Here is a 19,046-nt window from a genome sequence, read left to right as displayed (position 1 = left end):
CCCCAGTGGGTATACAAAGCGAGAATTCTACAGCCGTTCCGGCAGACACCCTTCACAAATGCTCAAAAGGACCTCTGGAACCCACTGCATATGCATGTCATATATAATCAGTTTATGGTCTTGCTAACAACACTGGACCATTGGCTTTTCAAGCCATCCACATCAACTGAACGCATGGCAAAGTACCATGTTCCCCGGTCCAGCCCAGTAATTTTGAGCTCCATGGACTGGCCGTCCTCCACAACCAATTCATTAGACATGCTCTCAATGTCCTTTTCGGTACCATAGCGAAGGACATAGCCATCAAGTTCACCCATAGCGAGGGCTGAGCCGTCTTCTCGAGTCAGCGGTGGCTGCCAACTCAACGTGGCGGAGTTCAAATCAGCCTCAGAGCTTTCTTCTACACGGGCACCAGATCCCTCGTCCGGCGCCTCCTGGCTATCAGCTTCGTCACTAGAATCTTCTTCGGGATCACCTACCACGTTTCCGTCAAGGTTGTTGCCCGCCTCTAATTCAAGGCCATCGTTACGCCCTTGAACTGATCCGGCAGCCGAAGTCTCCTCTAAATCCTCACTGGAAGCCGCATTAGAACCAGACGTTGAGCCAGAATCTATCTCCGATCCCGAAATACTTCCCTTAACTTGCCCCCCATCAGACGATTCATCCTCTTCTGTTGTTCCCAATTTATCCGGATCTGGGGCTGGATCAGGCTGAGGCCCTGTTTCAGTATGTGCTTCCGTCGAATCCAGAGCGTCGCTTGGAAAAGACTCGTATCCTGTCGAAAACAGCGTACCCGTCAGACTTTCAATCGTACCTTTGATCTCACTGCGCGATGAACCCAGCTCGCGACTGGATCGTTCATAAAAATATTGGGCCTGCATCAAGGCGGACAACGCGATCAGCTCAAGGCTCATCGAAAACTGATTACCGGCTTCAACCGGAAGTTGCCCCGCGCCAGACATAGAATTCTCGGCAGCATCGATAACTTCGCTCAACGTTTTCCAGCGCTGCCCATCAACCAAAGCCATGAAAGCTGCGTTAACAAAAGCCGCCTTTAGCTCTGGAATTGATGCGTAACCATTTTCGAGGGCAGACAAATCCAATGGTTTCATTTGCAGGGTGCCGGAACCCAGACCGAACTGGGCCTCAATCCCCTGATCTGCGTAGCCCCTCTGAAATTCAAGATCTCCAGAATGCAGTTGATGATTGGCAACCAAAGTGCCTAAAGGCGTTAGCGAAATCGCTGGCGAATTGACCGATGACTTCGCAAGGGTAACCAATCGAAGATCCGGTCCCGGCGAGAACCAATCTCCGAATTCGACATTGCCGCCCAAAGGATCAACACATTTTGGCAATACGTCACAACGCATCATCGTTTGGGAGTCTGCTCGCAGCACAACCTTCAACAGGTCGTTCGAGTACTCTCCAGGCACCGAAAATTTGAAACTACCGTCCGATTGAGTCCGGGCATTCGTGTCCAGAGGGGTCCAACTATACTGAGAGCCTGATGTCTCCAGGCGCCAAACCCTAACAAGGCCATTGTTGATTGCACCTTTTACCGCATAGCCCTCTATCCACACGGGCCTTTCCAGTATGTCGGGCATCGACGAGGGCTTCGACACCTCGCTTGTCTCCGGAGGGGCAGTCGTATTCGCTGGCGATGAACCACCTTCACCCCCGCCGCAAGCACTCAAAACCACACTCATGGCTAACAAAGCTGAGGCGACAAAGTACTGTTTTGAATTGCAAGGATTCATAGCATCTCCAGACGAAACGAACGATGCTATGGTAGGAGACGAGGCTGTCAAATAACGTTAAAGCCGTCGACATTTTGACCCATAATTGCGCCATTTTTCCGACACCAATCCCGATTCCTTTCACTTGGACATCCGATCATTTCGCAAGATGTCCTGCATCCTTTATCGCTCAAGCTAGAAAAATTTCGGTTTCATCAATACCCCTGGCCGTTTAAAACGACCAAACCAGGGGAATCAATCCAACAACAACAACACCGGAAATAGCACTGAGAGGAAAACCAATTCGCATATAATCCGTAAATCGATACCTTCCAGGCCCATACACCATTAAATTGGTTTGATAACCAAGCGGCGTAATAAACGACGCAGATGCAGCGAACATCACTGCGACAATGAAGGGTAAAGCACTCACACCCAAATGTTCTGAAACGGACAGAGCAATTGGGAACATGAGGACAGCAGCCGCGTTGTTTGTCATCAGCTCGGTAAACATAGCCGTGATGACATAAACTACGGCCAGAAGAAGCCATGGAGAGAATGTGCCGGCATCAAGCAAACCGTTTGCCAACCAGTCGGCTGCTCCCGTTTCCCTCATTGCATTTCCAAGCGCAAAGGAAGACGCAATGACCAGTAGAACTGGCAAATCGACACTGCGCCTGGCACGACTTCCCGTAAGGCAGCCGAGCGCAATCATCGCACCGGCGGCCAAAAACGCAGCTTCAAGTATAGAAAGCAGTCCGATTGCACTCACCAGAACCATAACTGACAGGATTGCCAGCGCGCGGGGCGCTTTATGAAAGTCCGGTGGCGTCGAATCGTTAAGCGCACTTACCAGCAAAAAATCACGTCGAAAGCGATACTGCTCGACAAACTGATGGCTAGCTTCAAGTAAAAGCGTATCTCCCATACGGAAAGTGATATCACCCAGTTTGCCTGGAACCCGTCGCCCCTCCCTGGATACCGATAAAACGACAGCGTTGAAACGGGTGCGAAATCGACTGTCGCGGATAGTCATGCCCAGCGCTGGAAACTCCTGCCCGAGTACGACCTCAACCAGGCAACGCTGATGATTTTCTATCTCGAGTTTGTGGACGCTGCCATTCGCTGCCTTCAATCCCTGAATACGGCGCAGTTCACTGGCACACTCCGGTGCGCCGATGAAGTAAAGGTGATCACCGGCCTGGAGAGTCCGATCAGGCTCAACGGCTGTAATGAGACGGCCATTCCGGTTTATCTCTGCCAGATACCCATAACTCAGAGCTCGCAAACCTGCCTCGGCAATCGTTTTACCAACCAAAGAACCTTGCCCCACGACCTCGACTTCAACTCCGTATTCACGAGCCTGTTCCAGTTCCTCATTCACCCCACCACGATCGGGCAAAAGTCGACTCCCGAAAAGCACCAGGAACGCGCCGCCAACCAGAAGCAAAGGAACGCCAACCCAGGCCAACTCGAACAATCCGAAACCAGTCCCAAACTGGCGTCTCACCAGGCCATCAACCACCAGGTTGGTGCTGGTTCCAATCAGTGTGCAAGTACCACCCAGAATGGCGGCATAACTCAGGGGAAGTAAGAGTCGGGAGGCAGAAATATTCAGCTGTTTGGCCCAATCCTGGATAGCGGGAATAAACATGGCCACAACAGCTGTGTTGTTCATAAAACCACTGAGGATTCCGGTCGGAACGACCATACGGAATAAGGCTCCACGCTGCGTTTCCGGGTGTCCAAGCAGCATTCGGGCAATCCACTGAACGGCGCCGGTTTCCTTCAAGCCGGCTGCGACCACATAGAGCGTTGCAATTGTAATAACCCCGGGATTTGCAAAACCTGCCAGGGCCTCTACCGGGGTCAGAATACCGGTAATCAGCAGTATGGCAAGCGCTGCCATGAACACGAGATCGGCCGCAACTCGCGTAAAAACAAGTGCCGACAAAGCTGCTCCAAGGGTCAGTAGCGTCAGGACAGCCTGCCACGTCACTGTATATGCACCTCTGACTGACTCATTATCCTTCGTCCTAGCGGGCCGAAATCAACTGGCTCGAAACCAGATATTCCACAAGTGAATCAATACACTCGTCGACGGATAGTCGGGAGGTGTCCAGCGTGACTTCCGGATGTTCCGGCGCCTCATAGGGTGAATCGATTCCCGTGAAATGCCTTATCTCACCGGTTCTTGCTTTTTCGTAAAGGCCTTTCGGGTCTCTTTCCTCGCAGACCGTCAGAGGCGCATCCATATAAACTTCTATGAACTCACCTGCCGGGAACAGGTTTCGCACCATTCTCCGATCACTGGTGAACGGAGAAATAAACGCACTCAAGACAATCAATCCAGCATCCGTAAACAGCTTGCTGACTTCACCAATGCGACGAATATTCTCTACACGATCGAGATCCGAGAAACCCAGATCTTTACAAAGTCCATGCCTGACATTGTCACCATCCAATAGAAAGGTATGGTAGCCCCGCTGATGCAAGGCCACATCAAGGGCATTGGCAACCGTCGACTTTCCAGAACCACTCAAACCAGTGAACCAGAGCAGGCAGGGCTTCTGAGCTTTATTATCAGCTCGCTGCGCTCGAGTAATTTTGTGATCGTGCCAGACAATATTAGAGGACACTATAAGTTTCCTTTTATAATAGAATTTACCTCAACGATCAATAATCAAACAACTTAATCCAGAATACCCGCATCTTTAAGCCTCTAAACATTTAACAGCTTTAACTAGATTAGCAACAACTACCATTCTTACTTTGAATCAAAGAATTAATTCTGTAACTTTCTTTGATAATGCTTCTCTAACTCTTGAATTTTGGGCCCATTAGGTCTTAACTGTAACGCACGCGAGATGAGCTTATGAGCCATTTCCGTTCTATTCTCCTGATCCACAATAATGGATATATCCCTGAGATAGTCGGCCTCTTTGTATGCTCCTTCAGACATAGCTTTCAGTTGGCGATCAGAAAAACCGAGCGCACCACCAGTAGTTATGCGGGACATATCTAGCATTGCATTATAAAAATCAGGTCTTGCTAAAAGTGGTGATAATACTTGGGCCGATTTCCGAACGACAGGATTGGAGGATTCGAAACCAGAACTCAAAGCATCACGAAGAACAGATCCTATTTTCGGGTTTTTAGCCAAAAGCAGGTCAGTAATACGATTGATTGACTGAACTTTCTTGTTAGAATCGATAACAGGCGAAAAAAATTTATAATTATTATAAAATAATTTTTTATCTAACCCAAAAATATCTGCCAACTCTTCACGGTAGCATTGAAAGAAAGAATCTGCTTGAGCAAGTTCTTCTTCCGAGTACAGCGAAAATTTTTGCCCACCATTTTCAAAGTAGTCGTGAGAATACCTTTGTAAAACAGCATCAACTTCTGCCATAAAAGGAAACGAAATATTCTCAACCAGCGCATTTAGACAACGTTTATAATCCAGTGCATCGGCGCAATATGACACATTCACTTTGCTAGGGCGAATATGAAAATTCTCGGTATGACCCACTCCTATTGAATACAGAAAATCATCGTATATATTTTTATTCTTAAAAGAATCGTTCTCATAAAGCCGAAAAACAACATTATTTTTTCCATACAGATCGACCCACCTCTTTATCAGTTCGCCAGTGTAAAACGGCTCTTTTCTATTCATAACTCTTTTCAAAGCAACAGAGAATGGAGCTTTTTGACCAGCCCTTTTCACCGACTGATTATATGATGACTCAACTAGATCCAGTTGGTTTCGAAAATAGACTATTACTTTGGCGGCAGGTGCAATTCTGTGCACTATTTCAGGATGACCATAGAAGGCTTCACTCGAAATCAAAACATTATTCGACTTACTTTTTTTTAGCAGCTTATCGAGATGAGCCCTAGCCTTACCAACACCCTGATGAATCGCAATATTTATAATTTCTTGACCATTTCCGGAGGAAATATCATTCCCATCGAATCCATGTTTCGGATAACTAAAACCATTGCGCTCTAACGACTCAAGGTTATCCATAAAAAACTTTTGAAGCGCAGATGTCCCAGTTTTTGGTGTTCCAATATGTAAAAAAATCTGCTTATTAGCAATAGACATAGCTATACCAAAGTAGTGCTTAAAATGTACAATTAATGCAAACTGTTACGAGTCAGTTTTCGTTTGATTCCGCGCTGAATAGAGAGTGGCACAAGCCTCGCTGCACCCCCTCCAATCTTGGTTCGAGTCAAATAGAGCAAAAGTCGTAATATTTTTTCTCGACGCCCAATCACCGCATCGGCAGCTTCTGCATTTTCCACATGTAGGCTCAAAACAGTTGGAGATAATGCGCCTCCCCCCTTTCGACACCTCAACCCATCTATATATCTAGTTCCATAAAAATCGTCATCGGAAAATGCTGCATATGATTCCGACACTGAAGAAGACAAAATCACATTAAAATCTGAGCTTGCAGATTTCCAGAATTTAATCCAAGCTTCTTCAGAATCGTATTCCGAAAATAAAACAGTAGCTCCTCTACCTGCTAAGCGTTCAGGAAACGCTCCTATCTTTGAAGCAACTACAGGTAAACCTAATTGCAGCGCCAAGCTTAGAGTGTAACTGTACGTCTCTGCGCAGCGCACTGGAAACCATACGACATGAGGAGCTATGTTAGATATTAGTTCTATCGCGTCTTCTTCTGCATATGATCCATGAACTTTAATTTTTCTGTCCAGGGCCCTGTATGCATAACCCAGCAGGTGAAAATCCAAGTCCAATTTGGCGGTTGCGCGAGCGACGCCCTCTAATATATCAGCACCCTTCTCAGGGCTCAGGGCCCCCAAAACCAGGACTCGTAATTGTCCTTGGGGCTCGCAAGCCTTAACCCTAACAGACTGTAACCCCCTGGCATCCATATGGTGGGTAACAACCCAGCTAGTAAGGTGCGAAAATTCACTGACAGATCTCAGCCGCCTATACATATCATCAGAGGGGCAAATCAGATAGCGCGCCTGCTCCAGGAGGAAGAGCTGGTTCTCTCTCCATTGTTTTGCATCAACTCCCGGCGGGAGGGGGCAGCGGGCAGCACACAGCTGATCCCGATCCTGAAGATCCCCAACGAAACGACCGTTACTGTCCAGCAGAGAAGGATTCCCATTGATAACGGCATAGTCATGCAGCGTATAATCCAGGGTCGTTTCCAGATCGCGAGCCAGCCCCCATAGCCGAGTAGGCAATCCCATAGTGTGATGCACATGGACATGCCCAACTCCAGAAGCTCGAAGAAGATCCAGCAACTGCGGGTATCCCTCATCCATGTTGAAATCAAGGTACATCTGAAATTTTTCTGGAGCTAGATGAAGCCGAATGCCTCCGCCGGTGACGGGTTCGATCAGAAGATAGTGGATGCCAGGGTGCTCTCGAATAAGCTCCCGGAGGTGCGTGTAAACCCCTCCCCCCATGCCATGAGCAAGTAACAACACTTTGGGAAGTCGACTTTCACCCAGCATCGCAACCGAAACAGCCACTCGGTACAAGCGCGCGGGGTCACGGGAGATAAAGTCCTGCACATCAGCGTTGTATGACGGGAACCGTTTCAGGAGGGTTCTTAAATTCTCTTCCTTGCGCGGGTTTGACTCCTCCGCAAAGCTGACGGCGCCCTTATGGTAAACAAACACATTGAGTGCGTGAAGGTTATGCCAACCGCTCTTTATCGCACTTTGGCACCAGTCGTTTTCCTCACCATATCCTCTGCCGTATGCCGTCTCATCGAACAAGCCAATCTCATCCATGCACGCTCGACGCATGTACATGCAGCAGCCAACCCCTGACGGGATCTCAACAGCCATGTTGGCAGGAACCGCTTTCCTGAACACAGCATCCAAGGAGCCAACATCGAACCCGGCAGGCAAGTCATTGTCTTCACAAAAAACAGGGAAGCTGCATATCGTGGCATTGTTCGCCGTCGCGGTCACCGACGCCACGTTTTCACGGGAATAGGCGCAATCCTGCAGTCGCTCAAGCCAGTCATTGGCTACTTCTACGTCACTATTCAGAAGCAGGACATCAGCCTCCCGACGCAGAGTCATTCCCTTGTTAACGGTTCCCACGAACCCAAGATTTCGTTCGTTTTCCAACAATTCATAGCCATATTCCGCCTGACTTTTTCTCAACCAGTCAGTAATCTCAGGCTCCGGAGAACAATCATTGATCACAACAAGTCTTGCCCAGGCTGTGTCAATCGATCCGGCCGCAGAAACAATCGCCTCGCGCGTTTCCTCAAACCCGCCGTAAACAGGAATAATGACATCAACCGGCGGCCTTTCGGCACCGCCAGGGAATACAGTTCTACCGGATGCAGGGCCGGCTCCACTCGTCACCGGGTGAGAACCACTTTTTTTCGCTATCCGCCCCAGCAAACGCATGGCACGATAAAGCTTGCCAGGAAAAGATGCCTCAAACGCAGTGACACGTGCTTGAACCCGCGATAATTGCTGATCCCGCTTCTCCACGATACTTAGCGCGTATTCGTGGTGGGTACGCAGCTCGTCAAATTCATTGCTTCTGCGGTTAATTTCAAGGTTTAGCCCCTCAATCTCACGGTCCCGTGCTGAGATTGTTTCAATTGCCTCCCGATGCAACCCGCCAACGCGCTCCCGCTCTGCATTGAGGGCTTCCAGTTGCTGGTCTCGGCGTTTGATGACTTCCAGCGCCCTGGAATGGTCGCGCCCCAGAGATTCAAGATGGGCACTCACCTTCTGCAACTGGATCGTCGAAGCATTGAAACGCCCAAACAGAACTTCGATGTCATCGAACACCACCCGAAAACGATTGACCAGTTTCGCAAGACTTAAAGGATCGATCGCATGCCGACGGACAATATCGCTGTACAACAGCGCAACCTCGTCTCCAAGCAAGCCCGGTGCATACCTGGTTTCACCTTTATGATGTCTGAGATCGCCTTGGATCCATTGCTCCATTCTTGCTTTATCTGATCGGAGCCCGATTCCCAGAGACTTGAGTGCCAGCTCTGTATACCCCCGGGGCGATTCCATCAAATCGTCATAACTTCCGGTGAAACTGATTTCCAGTTGCCGGCAGAATTCCATGGAAGACAGCACATGATCCAACCAGAGCACGTTGGAATGAGAGGACACGATACCATCTCTTTTCTCAAGTGAACGCGCCACTTCAGACGGGTGACGCACCATCTGTAACCCGACAACACGGGCCCCCGCCTCCTCGAAAAGCGGTAGCCAGAACGACGCGGTCAGGCATAGCCTCGGATCCTTGATCGCAACACACGGCGTTTCAGAGTCCGCTACCCCCTTCATAAGCTCACCAATGAAAGCTCGCGCTCGGTCTTTGAGAGGCTCTAGATCATACGAAGGGTCAGCTAACGACTCAGAAATGCTGTCGGAAGACAATGGGGAGAACCAACAAAGACCTGCTCGTTCGAGCAAATCCTCGTTTATCGCGACCAACTCCTTGTGCTCCCAAAAGCCCTTGTCGTTGACGCCTTTTGCAGGCTCCAGCAGGTCTTCTCCGAGCCAGACACCGGAGGCTGCCAGTGCACCAGCCAGCGCGGATGTGCCGCTGCGATGCATACCCAGTACAAAAATAGCGGTGGGTTTAGTCAAACAGAACTCCTTGCTCTGACAGCACGTTCAAGCCTGGCGCCTGCCGGTCCTTGTCGGACAACTGAACATCACCCACGTCCGGCCACTCGATGCCTACATTTGAATCATCCCAACGCAAACTTCGCTCATGATCAGGAGACCAGTACGCATCCACCTTATATTGCACTTCCGCGATCTCGCTGGTCACAATGAAAGCATGACCAAAACCCGCCGGCACCCAAAGCTGTCTCTTATTCTCGGCACTCAGGTAAACGCCAGTCCAGTGGCCGAATGTTGGCGAGGATCGTCGCAAATCAACGGCAACATCGAAAATCTCTCCAGAGGTCGACCGCACAAGCTTGCCTTGCGCAGCCCCTCCATACTGGAAGTGAATACCTCGGAGAACGCCCCGACCGGACCTTGAGTGATTGTCCTGGACAAATCTCACTTCGTGACCGACCGCTTTCTTAAAATTCAAGGCATTGAAGCTCTCGAAAAACCAGCCTCTGTGGTCGCCAAACACTTTGGGCTCAAAAATAATTACACCGTCCAGCGGCGTCTCAACCACCTTCATTTCACTTCTCCAGGTCACCCAACCGCAACAAATCCAGCAAGTACTGGCCATAGCCTGTCTTGCTGAACTGTTCACCAACCGCCTCCAGCGCGGCATCATCCATCCAGCCATTGCGCCAGGCCACTTCTTCAGGGCATGCCACTTTCAATCCCTGACGATGCTCCAATGTTGCAATAAAGTGAGATGCCTCCAGCAATGAATCGTGCGTGCCGGTATCCAGCCAGGCATAGCCTCGCCCCATCAACTCAACCTTAAGCTGGTCCTGTGCCAGGTAACGTGCGTTAATGTCTGTAATTTCGAGCTCACCACGACCGGAGGGTTCGACTGATTTTGCGAAATCCACGACTTGTTCGTCGTAAAAGTACAATCCGGTTACGGCGTATCGCGACTTCGGGTCCGAAGGCTTTTCCTCAATGTCGACAACGTTGCGACTGCCATCGAAAGTCACAACACCATATCTTTCAGGGTCTTGGACGGGATATGCAAAGACAGTCGCACCAGATGTTTGATCGTTTGCTCGTGCGAGCAGATCGCGGAAATTGCTCCCATGAAAGAGATTGTCCCCCAGCACCAGAGCGCTTGGGTGGCCATTGAGAAACGATTCACCGATAAGAAATGCTTCAGCCAGCCCTCGGGGTTCAGCCTGAACCGCATAGGTAAGATTTATCCCCCACTGCTTGCCATCGCCAAGCAGTTGCTCAAATCGCGGCAAGTCCTGGGGCGTCGAAATCAGGAGAATATCTTTGATGCCGGCCTGCATAAGTGTCGACAGTGGATAGTAAACCATCGGCTTATCGTACACCGGCAACAGTTGCTTCGATGTCGCGAGCGTGCAGGGGTGCAGCCGCGTACCTGAGCCACCAGCCAGGATGATTCCTTTTCGTTCATTACGTTCGGTCATGTGCCCCTCCTCCCCTGGAGATCGGCCAATGTGATCGATAAAGCCCGCTTCCAGTCGGGTAGCGTTATGCCCAGCAGCAACTCGATTCGATCCACAGCCAACCTCGAGTTTGCTGGTCGAGGAGCCGGCGCTGGGTATTCGCTGGTCGGAATGGGAAGCACCTGATCATCCTTCATTGTCAACCGATGCCCCTTCTGGCGGGCCTGATGAATAATCTCCCTGGCAAAGCCACACCAGCTGGTTTCCCCACGACAGCTAAGGTGCAACACCCCGTTGAGCTCGGTATTACCAGCCAAGCGCGACTGCAGAGCAATCGACGTCACCTGGGCAATCAACCAGGCAGGAGTCGGCGCTCCAAATTGGTCAGAAACGACCGTTAATTTCGATTTTTCTGCGGCGAGACGCAACATTGTCAACATGAAATTGCGTCCACGCGCACCGTACACCCAGGATGTCCTGAAAATCAGAGCGGAGGGATCCTCGCGCAGAATGGCTTCGTCCCCGGCCAGTTTGGACTGACCGTAGACTGACGCTGGAGACGTCGGCTCGTCCTCCGTCTGGGGGGATACGCCATGCCCCGGATACACATAGTCCGTCGAAAAGTGGACAAGGAAGCGATCGTGGGCGCGCGTCCATCTTGCTAAGGATTCGGGCATTCGCGCATTGAGCGTAAAAGCAAGTTCCGATTCGCTTTCTGCCGGATCAACCGCCGTGTATGCAGCTGGATTGATCACGACATGAGGATCGTATTTATCGAGTAACGCTTCAACGACCAAAACATCAGACAAATCGCCATCTGCACGCGTCAGGCCAATCACATTGCCGAGTGGTGCCAAACTTTTCAGAAGTTCGTGGCCAACCTGGCCATCGCTACCCGTTACCAGAATGTTCATATCAATGCTCCCAGGAAAGATTCCAGTCAGCTTCTGTATTGGTGATCGAGCCAGTGCCGGTATTCACCGCTTTTAACCCGATCCACCCAGGTACGATTGCTCAGGTACCAGTCCACTGTCCGCCGAAGCCCTTCACAAAAATCAATCTGGGGGTACCAGTTCAACTGGTCACGGATGTGAGTCGGGTTGATGGCGTAGCGCCGATCGTGCCCGGGGCGATCCTTCACGAAACGGATCAGCTCCCGATACCCCCCCTCTCTCGGCTTCATCATCTGAAGTACATTCGTCAGGTTTTCAACGACGTCAAGGTTGGTCCGCTCTTCATTGCCACCGATGTTGTAGGTCTCTCCAGGTGTACCTTTTTCCAATACCGCCATGATGGCATGACAATGATCCTCGACATAAAGCCAGTCCCTGACATTGTTCCCGTCTCCATAAACGGGCAGCGACTCTCCCGACAGGCCGCGTTCGATCATCAGGGGAATCAACTTCTCGGGAAACTGATAAGGTCCGTAGTTGTTGGAACAGTTCGTCGTCAGGACCGGGAGATCATATGTGTGATGCCAGGCACGAACCAGATGGTCCGAGGCCGCTTTTGAAGCAGAGTAAGGACTGTTTGGCTGATAGCGATGCTGCTCGGTGAATGCCGGGTCGCGTTTGCCGAGAGAGCCATAGACCTCATCCGTAGAGACATGGAGGAACCGGAAACCATCCGGTTGGCCCTGCGTATTCCACATAGCCAGAGCTGAATGCAGCAGATTGAACGTTCCCATAACATTCGTTTGCAGGAACGCTTCCGGTGAAGTGATTGAACGATCAACGTGGCTTTCGGCGGCAAAGTGCAGAATGGCACGTGGCCGATATCGTTTGAGCACATCGGCTATTGCCGATGCATCGCAGATGTCGACCTGCTCAAAATAATAATCAGGATTGTCCTGTATATCTGACAGGTTTTCTGCGTTGCCCGCATACGTCAACGCGTCGACATTCACGACAGGCTCATTCTTTTCAGCAAGCCAAAGGCGGATAAAGTTAGTCCCAATAAATCCGCAACCACCTGTAACCAAGATCATCCGCAAAAGCCCTCTCGAGACCGTCTAAAAGGCGCGGATTATCCCAGATAGAGCTGCCATTGTCACAACCCCTTACCAACCCGAAAGAGGCGCCAACCATGCCGCCGGAAAAACTTGAACGCCGAGCATACAAACCACCAGCGGTGCTCCAGAGACTTACCCGATACCCCTCCGCCGGCATGCTGAACAATGGCTCCTGGCTCGTAGACCTGTACCCAGCCCATTTTCGTGGCCCTTACCGATAGATCAAAATCCTCAAAGTACATGAAATACCGAGTGTCGAAACCGCCAAGACTCACCCAGAAATCCGTCCTAGCCAGCATGAAACAGCCGCTGCACAGCTCAACACCTCGGTGCTCCCATTCCGGCAGACGATCACGGTATTCATAGAGGTCATTCAGACGCCGCAACACCCTAAACCGTTGAAGAAACGGAAATTGGCGGACCGCCAATACAGAGAGCGATGGATAACGCTTGCAGCCATACACATCATATCCTGCCTCCGGATCCAGCAGCCGCGGAACGATGATGCCACATCCGGGATCGCCGGAGAGACGCCACAGGAGTCTGGGCATCGCCATTTCCGAAACGATCACGTCAGGATTCATGATCAAGGTGGTGTCGAATGCCCGCGAAGCAATCTTTTCCAACAACAGATTGTTGGCCTTTCCGTAGCCACCATTTTCCTGGGCCTGAAATGCATCGATACCAAAGGGAAAGGTTCGAGCCAGGATTGCCACTTGCGCCTGCAGGTTCACAGGCTCGGACCCATTGTAGAGAATGAAAAGCGCAGCCTCATCGAGCAAGCCCGATTCACGTGCCGCCAACAGACTTCGCCCCAGGGTTGTTACGGAACGTCCAACTTCCTCCTCACGCCAATGATGTATAACCAGAGAAACAGCCAGCCTCTTGCAAAAAAGATCAGCCATTGGCCACCATCGCCTCATACTGAGGCAGAACATCCTGTATCGGCCCTGAAAGCACGCTGCGCCCCTTGTCAATGACGACCAATTTGCTGCACAGATCCCGGAGCGTATTCACATTATGAGAAACAACAATGGCCGACTGACCACCGACAATACGTTCCCTGAGCATCGCCGCAGATTTCCGTCGAAAAGGGGCATCTCCCACGCCCAACACTTCATCGATCAGCAACACGTCGGGTGACGCCGCAAGCGCGACCCCAAAACCCAGTCGCGCCCTCATACCAGACGAGTAGGTTGACAACGGAGCGCTCATCGCATCACCGATTTCGGCAAACTCCCGAATGGCATCAAGCTTCGAACGACCTTGCTTGCGCGTGAGTCCAAGCAACACACAACTCAGGACCGCATTCTCCTCACCAGTCAACTCGGGCAGAAAGCCAACCTGCAACGCCAATAACGACGCCCGAACGCCCGGCTTTTGCCACACCTGACCGCTATCCGGGGATATAATCCCCGCAAGCAGCTTGAGAAGTGTGCTCTTACCCGCCCCATTTCGACCAATGACACCCACGACCTCTCCGTCGTGCAAATCAAAGCTCACGTCCCTGAGAGCCCAATGTTTATGCCGCGAAAAGATACCGCCGGCCGGATAAGCCACACCCGCGGAGTCGACCCGAATAAGACAATCATCAAGGGAATTCATCACACCACCCGCTTTGGATAAACCCGATCAAAACGGGCCAGACATAAGCCGCCAACCAGGCACATGAGACCGCCTATCCCGGCCGAATAGCCCACATGCCCCCAATCCGGATACCCCGACTCGAGCAATACGGCCCGGAACGCCTCAAGCAGCCCAACGAGAGGATTCAGGTAAAACCAGCTTTGGATCGCCTCGGGAAATTCGCTGACGTTAAAAAAAACGCCCGACAAGAACATCAACAACAACATGCCGTTATTGATCAGCATCCGGAGATCATCGGCAAACGGGACGAGCGATGCCGAAAGCAACGTACAACCCGTTACAAGCAGTAATGCGGCCAGAAAAACCGGCATAAGAGCCAACCAATCCCAGCCCGGAGGCCGTCGAAATATCCAGACATAGCCCACCAGCAACACCAGAACAACCAGGAACTTGAAGGTGTTGGCCGTCACGGGAATCAATGGGAGCAGGAATTTTGGCAAATAGACCTGCTGCATCAGCCCACGATTTGCCATTAGACTGTTCGATCCCTGTATAACCGTCGTCGAAAACCACTTCCAGACCACCAGCCCGGTCAACAGAAATCCGACGTACCCCTCGCCACCGTTACCGTGCCTCACGCCCATGGCAAAAATCAGGTAAAAGGCAGACATATAGAGAAGCGGCTCAATAACCCACCAGAGAATACCAAGATAGGTCCGCGTAATGTCCCGATGCAGCTCTGCCGTTGCCCGCAACCAGACGACATCAATCCCATTGGCCACCTTATTCACTGAACGCCTCACTGTCTTTCCCGGGCGCCAGATAAGGGGCACACTGCTCGGAAACCGTTTTCATGGAATGGGTCTCGAGAATCTTTTCGCAGGCACTCAATAATGCGGGTGCGTGCTTTGGATTCAATGATCCAAATACCAGTGGGGACTTCTCCGGAGCCGTGAACCCCTCGCCCCTCAGTCGACGATATTCCTCATTCAACTCCTCAAAACTATGGCCTTGCTGACGCTCTCCGGTTGTGACGCCACCGTGCAGCTGATGAAAGCACCCCTCACCGGCCAGATAAATGAGCGTCGAATCCGGCCATTCAACCACCCGCTTGTAGAAATCCAGGTTAACCAGCCCCCCACCCGGCATTTCAAAACCTTCGTCATAACCGCCGATCCGGTCATACAGATCGCGAGACACACAGATACAGTTACTTTCGGAAGCCCCCAACAACCACCCTCCGGCACAGGAACCGCCCCAGGACGAAATTTCGAACAGACGATACCCGTCTGCTGGCCAGCCAATGTCTTCCAGCAGGCGGTCTTCCACATGCTTGCTATATCCCTGTTCGACCGTCTCTCGCTGATGCGCGGGACCGATATGCAAGCCCAGGACGGCCACAACCGGCTCGCGCGCGAGACCAATTGCATCAACTGCTCCCCGAACCACGCCGGGGCTCAGCATGCGCGCACCGTCAATCATCACCGCCACGAATTCTCCAGAGGTATGAGCCACACCGATATTGATGGCATCGGCGGGAGAGACCCGAGCCTGATCACGACGTATCAACCTCAGTGGAACACCAATATCCCCGACCGCCGAGAGGTCCAGAGGTTGTGCGGAGCCGTTATCCACGACCACAACCTCATACTCAATCCCCTCACTGCCCTTCTGGTACCTCCGGGACAGGGATTCCACCGTCCTCAGAGCTTCCCGCTGCATGTTATAGGCGATCACCACAAAAGACAGCTTTGGCCGCTGAACCTTACGACCACGTTGAAACCAATTCCGAATCATTGCCTGAAACCTGTCATTCTGCCTGTTTACCAGGATTTCGCTGCGCCCTTTAACGCCATGTAGAGCTCAGCGATATCAGGAGGAAGAGCACCGAGACCTTCGACTCGCTGCGAGCGCAGAGCCGGATCGAAAAATGGCTCCGTCCGACGACCAAGCGAGCCTTTCACTGCGCCAAACACCCCCTGGCGACGAACGCGAGCCAGCATCCCTTCACGGAGCCGGAGGGTCTCCATGAGCCGGCCAACGGAAGCGAGATATTCGTCGTCGGGCTCGTCAAAATCGACCAGAGGGAACTGGCGATCGCGCCAGTACGCCAGCAGGCGGCGGTTGTATGTGGCCCACAGCTGCATATAACCTTCCAACGTATTGAGCGCAGGATCGCGACTGTGGAGCGACCGAGCCACGGCAAGAGGGTGCCGGACTGTACCCACCAGCTTCGCATCCGGAAACAGCGACAACCAGCCTTCAAGCGCGATCAAAGCTCTCGGATCCTTGAATCCCCAGCTTTCAACACCTGCAAACCGGCGACAAAACGCTTCCTGCTGGCTGATAAAGGGCTCGGTCCATTCCACCGACCCTGGCGGGTTATGCCAGCTACCGCCATTGGCTTGCAGTAAGGACTCATGCAAGGCCATTAATTCTGGATGCTCACGATTGCCCTTACGATTGAAGGGATTGGCCGTATGGACATCGCCCAGCACCAAACCGGCCTGCTGCAGAGACCCGGTCAGACTACTCGTCCCGCTACGATGCATCCCAAGCACTATGAATGGCGGCCTGACAGCCAACGAGCTTTCCTTCAAAACCTGCCTCCAAATTCAAAAATCGAACCCGAGCAGCGGTATACATCCACCCGGAAGCGGGCGGCATATTACCCTATTTCCAACCAAACTGACGAACGCCTGTTCGGGCCAAGATACAACCACCATTGCTCACACTAAATATTGCCCAAAGACAACCCTGCCCCTGATGATTTATTGGTCATGTTTGCCATTTTTTAATCAACTCTATGTTTACTTTTGTAACTTCTCGAAATTGCGCCAAATTTTTAATATTTAACAACCTCCGTAGTTGACATACTCATGACCTGTACCTAGTATCGGTTTTCGTGAATTCCGGCGCCCGCGGCGGGATTACCGTGTGCGCTGGGTTCCGTGAATTGCAGGAAACCTTGTCGACAAGGTCATTAAATCTTGGAAACTAATAGGAACGTTTCTTATGTATAAAAAGATCCTTTTGAGCACAGCTGTTGCTGCTGCACTGGGAACTGCAGGGGTTGCTAACGCTGCTGTCGATTTGGACAAGCCGAACGGTGAAAACCCGCTCGTGTTTGCACAGGAAATTGCCGTTGGTACCGGCGTTGACCTGAACGTATCTGTTGCAGGCCAGAATGGCGGTGGTGATGGCTCTACCGCTGGTAGCAGCCTCGTCGACCTGACCGGCGGCACGGGCAGCAACACCGGCGGCGCTGTCGAGGCTACTTTTGGCTTTACTATTGGCCAAGGCACTTCCAAATATGTTCGCCTGTCTTTCGACGAGCCTCTGGCTGCCGCTCTGGCCGATGAGGATTTCGACTCCGATAACGGCGATGTCACTTTCTCCATCTCCCAAGGTGGCGCAGCTGGCGACAGCTACGTTATCGTTGAAACAGCACAGCCGACCGGTGTTGCTGACCTGCCGCAAACAGCCAAGTTCATTTTCGCACCGCAATCCGGTGACGAGATCGAAGCGACTGATCAGAACACCCGCTCCATTTCATACGCCCTGTACGAAACTGCGGTAGACGCGGTCAACAAGACCAACGCTCTGGTGTCTAAATCAGGTCAGTGGATCACCTGGGGCCCGGGCTATGCCCTGACTTGCCCGACCGCAAACCCGGCTCAGATTGACGTTGTCGATCCGACTCAGTTTGTCGATGGCACCACAACAACTGACGTTGCAAGCTTCAACCTGGCAGCGAAAAACGTCTTCACCGAAAACGGTGTTGCCGTCACGATCCTGGCCAACTACTTTGGCGCAGGCACTGAAGTTGTCATGCAAGGCAGCACAGACGCATTCGAAACAGCCAACGGCTTCCAGCTGAACAGCGTCAACGCAGATGCAGCGCCGGCTAACGGCTCCGCTACCTGGACTTCTGCTGATCCGGCTGGTCTGCTGAATGGTCTGTTCACCGTTAATGCTGACGGCACTAACGAGATGAGCCAGTCCACTTACTCTGTAAGCGTCACTGATGCTGCGTCTGCAGCCACGTACGACGTGGGCACCGTTACCACGACTTGTAGCGGCCTGCAGTTCAGCGGTTCTACTGACCGTCTGGACTTCGCCCTGACTCCGGGCGGCGCCTTCCAGCAGTTCGCTCGCATCACCAACCCGAGCGGCACTGCTGGCGACGTGACTGTGACCGTGATCAACGATGACGGCGAGCAAGTTTCGTTCGACCTCGGCGATATCGCAGGTGTAGACAGCAGCACTCTGGTCGCTCGTGCCAGCACTAAGCTGATCAACATCAACGACATCTACGCGGCAGCTCAAGCGGCTGATCCGGCCTTCGCTCTGGCAGCAACTGGCGCCGACAGCAAGAACAAGCTGCGCGTTGTTGTTCGTGGTGAGTTCGGCGGTGACGCAGTTGAAGGCTACAGTGCTACTGCAGCCAACGATGGCACCAACCCGACTGTCGAAAGCAGCTTCACTGGTGAGCGCCTGGTGGGTCGTCGTGCAGACGGCATCTACATCCAGGGCCTGACCGTGTCTCGCGACAACAACGCTTTCTTCCAGACCAAGTAATTTGATCTGAAAGAACGTTGTGAGAAAGGCACCCTTCGGGGTGCCTTTTTTTTTGCGCTCCGGTAG

The 19,046-nt window shown here is 52.0% G+C and carries 15 protein-coding genes; 1 reads left to right on the top strand and 14 read right to left on the bottom strand.

Annotated features, from left to right (window positions below):
• Nucleotides 1–107 precede the first annotated feature (107 nt).
• The 14 genes from J3364_RS01545 to J3364_RS01480 all read right to left on the bottom strand — a co-directional run bounded on the left by J3364_RS01545 (nt 108) and on the right by J3364_RS01480 (nt 16,960).
• The gene (locus tag J3364_RS01545) at nt 108–1,757 is read right to left on the bottom strand and encodes a fibronectin type III domain-containing protein (RefSeq protein WP_349556116.1); all 1,650 of its coding nucleotides are present in this window, start codon (nt 1,755–1,757) and stop codon (nt 108–110) included.
• A gap of 211 nt (nt 1,758–1,968) precedes the next feature.
• Entirely contained in the window at nt 1,969–3,735 is a 1,767-nt protein-coding gene (locus J3364_RS01540; RefSeq protein WP_349556115.1) for an SLC13 family permease, read from the bottom strand.
• Nucleotides 3,736–3,772: 37 nt separating this feature from the next.
• Complete coding sequence (gene cysC / locus J3364_RS01535) at nt 3,773–4,375, bottom strand: adenylyl-sulfate kinase (protein ID WP_349556114.1); 603 nt, start codon at nt 4,373–4,375, stop codon at nt 3,773–3,775.
• 146 nt (nt 4,376–4,521) lie between these two features.
• Entirely contained in the window at nt 4,522–5,847 is a 1,326-nt protein-coding gene (locus J3364_RS01530; RefSeq protein ID WP_349556113.1) for a sulfotransferase family protein, read from the bottom strand.
• Between the two features lie 32 nt (nt 5,848–5,879).
• Nucleotides 5,880–9,368, bottom strand: a complete 3,489-nt coding sequence (locus tag J3364_RS01525) for a glycosyltransferase (RefSeq protein ID WP_349556111.1) — start codon at nt 9,366–9,368, stop codon at nt 5,880–5,882.
• Nucleotides 9,361–9,921: a dTDP-4-dehydrorhamnose 3,5-epimerase gene (gene rfbC, locus J3364_RS01520; protein ID WP_349556109.1), complete on the bottom strand. Its 561-nt coding sequence runs from the start codon at nt 9,919–9,921 to the stop codon at nt 9,361–9,363. Before rfbC ends, J3364_RS01525 begins: the two co-directional genes overlap by 8 nt.
• A gap of 1 nt (nt 9,922) precedes the next feature.
• On the bottom strand, nt 9,923–10,822 hold the full coding sequence (gene rfbA / locus J3364_RS01515) for a glucose-1-phosphate thymidylyltransferase RfbA (RefSeq protein WP_349556108.1): 900 nt from the start codon (nt 10,820–10,822) through the stop codon (nt 9,923–9,925).
• Nucleotides 10,819–11,715: a dTDP-4-dehydrorhamnose reductase gene (gene rfbD / locus J3364_RS01510; protein ID WP_349556106.1), complete on the bottom strand. Its 897-nt coding sequence runs from the start codon at nt 11,713–11,715 to the stop codon at nt 10,819–10,821. The genes rfbA and rfbD overlap by 4 nt, the downstream gene beginning before the upstream one ends.
• Nucleotides 11,716–11,741: 26 nt before the next feature.
• On the bottom strand, nt 11,742–12,788 hold the full coding sequence (gene rfbB, locus J3364_RS01505; RefSeq protein ID WP_349556774.1) for a dTDP-glucose 4,6-dehydratase: 1,047 nt from the start codon (nt 12,786–12,788) through the stop codon (nt 11,742–11,744).
• A 62-nt stretch (nt 12,789–12,850) separates the two neighbouring features.
• Nucleotides 12,851–13,717, bottom strand: a complete 867-nt coding sequence (locus J3364_RS01500; RefSeq protein ID WP_349556104.1) for a glycosyltransferase — start codon at nt 13,715–13,717, stop codon at nt 12,851–12,853.
• The gene (locus J3364_RS01495) at nt 13,710–14,417 is read right to left on the bottom strand and encodes an ABC transporter ATP-binding protein (protein ID WP_349556102.1); all 708 of its coding nucleotides are present in this window, start codon (nt 14,415–14,417) and stop codon (nt 13,710–13,712) included. The genes J3364_RS01500 and J3364_RS01495 overlap by 8 nt, the downstream gene beginning before the upstream one ends.
• Nucleotides 14,417–15,190: an ABC transporter permease gene (locus J3364_RS01490; RefSeq protein WP_349556100.1), complete on the bottom strand. Its 774-nt coding sequence runs from the start codon at nt 15,188–15,190 to the stop codon at nt 14,417–14,419. Before J3364_RS01490 ends, J3364_RS01495 begins: the two co-directional genes overlap by 1 nt.
• Complete coding sequence (locus tag J3364_RS01485; RefSeq protein ID WP_349556099.1) at nt 15,183–16,196, bottom strand: glycosyltransferase family 2 protein; 1,014 nt, start codon at nt 16,194–16,196, stop codon at nt 15,183–15,185. Before J3364_RS01485 ends, J3364_RS01490 begins: the two co-directional genes overlap by 8 nt.
• A 26-nt stretch (nt 16,197–16,222) precedes the next feature.
• Complete coding sequence (locus J3364_RS01480) at nt 16,223–16,960, bottom strand: sulfotransferase (protein ID WP_349556772.1); 738 nt, start codon at nt 16,958–16,960, stop codon at nt 16,223–16,225.
• A 454-nt stretch (nt 16,961–17,414) separates the two neighbouring features.
• On the opposite strand from J3364_RS01480, the gene J3364_RS01475 reads away from it, so the two are divergent.
• On the top strand, nt 17,415–18,980 hold the full coding sequence (locus J3364_RS01475) for a hypothetical protein (protein WP_349556097.1): 1,566 nt from the start codon (nt 17,415–17,417) through the stop codon (nt 18,978–18,980).
• Nucleotides 18,981–19,046 lie beyond the last annotated feature (66 nt).

Source organism: Marinobacter sp. NFXS9 (assembly GCF_040148665.1).
Classification (GTDB): domain Bacteria; phylum Pseudomonadota; class Gammaproteobacteria; order Pseudomonadales; family Oleiphilaceae; genus Marinobacter_A; species Marinobacter_A mangrovi.
Note: the sequence above shows the minus strand (reverse complement) of the source record. Positions and strands in the feature narration are given on the sequence as shown.

Excerpts from the sequence above, each read along its gene's own strand:
- J3364_RS01545 (WP_349556116.1), bottom strand. The coding sequence starts at position 1,757 with ATGAATCCTTGCAATTCAAAACAGTACTTTGTCGCCTCAGCTTTGTTA.
- J3364_RS01530 (WP_349556113.1), bottom strand. The coding sequence starts at position 5,847 with ATGTCTATTGCTAATAAGCAGATTTTTTTACATATTGGAACACCAAAA.
- rfbC (WP_349556109.1), bottom strand. The coding sequence starts at position 9,921 with ATGAAGGTGGTTGAGACGCCGCTGGACGGTGTAATTATTTTTGAGCCC.
- rfbA (WP_349556108.1), bottom strand. The coding sequence starts at position 10,822 with ATGACCGAACGTAATGAACGAAAAGGAATCATCCTGGCTGGTGGCTCA.
- rfbD (WP_349556106.1), bottom strand. The coding sequence starts at position 11,715 with ATGAACATTCTGGTAACGGGTAGCGATGGCCAGGTTGGCCACGAACTT.
- rfbB (WP_349556774.1), bottom strand. The coding sequence starts at position 12,788 with ATGATCTTGGTTACAGGTGGTTGCGGATTTATTGGGACTAACTTTATC.
- J3364_RS01500 (WP_349556104.1), bottom strand. The coding sequence starts at position 13,717 with ATGGCTGATCTTTTTTGCAAGAGGCTGGCTGTTTCTCTGGTTATACAT.
- J3364_RS01495 (WP_349556102.1), bottom strand. The coding sequence starts at position 14,417 with ATGAATTCCCTTGATGATTGTCTTATTCGGGTCGACTCCGCGGGTGTG.
- J3364_RS01485 (WP_349556099.1), bottom strand. The coding sequence starts at position 16,196 with ATGATTCGGAATTGGTTTCAACGTGGTCGTAAGGTTCAGCGGCCAAAG.
- J3364_RS01475 (WP_349556097.1), top strand. The coding sequence starts at position 17,415 with ATGTATAAAAAGATCCTTTTGAGCACAGCTGTTGCTGCTGCACTGGGA.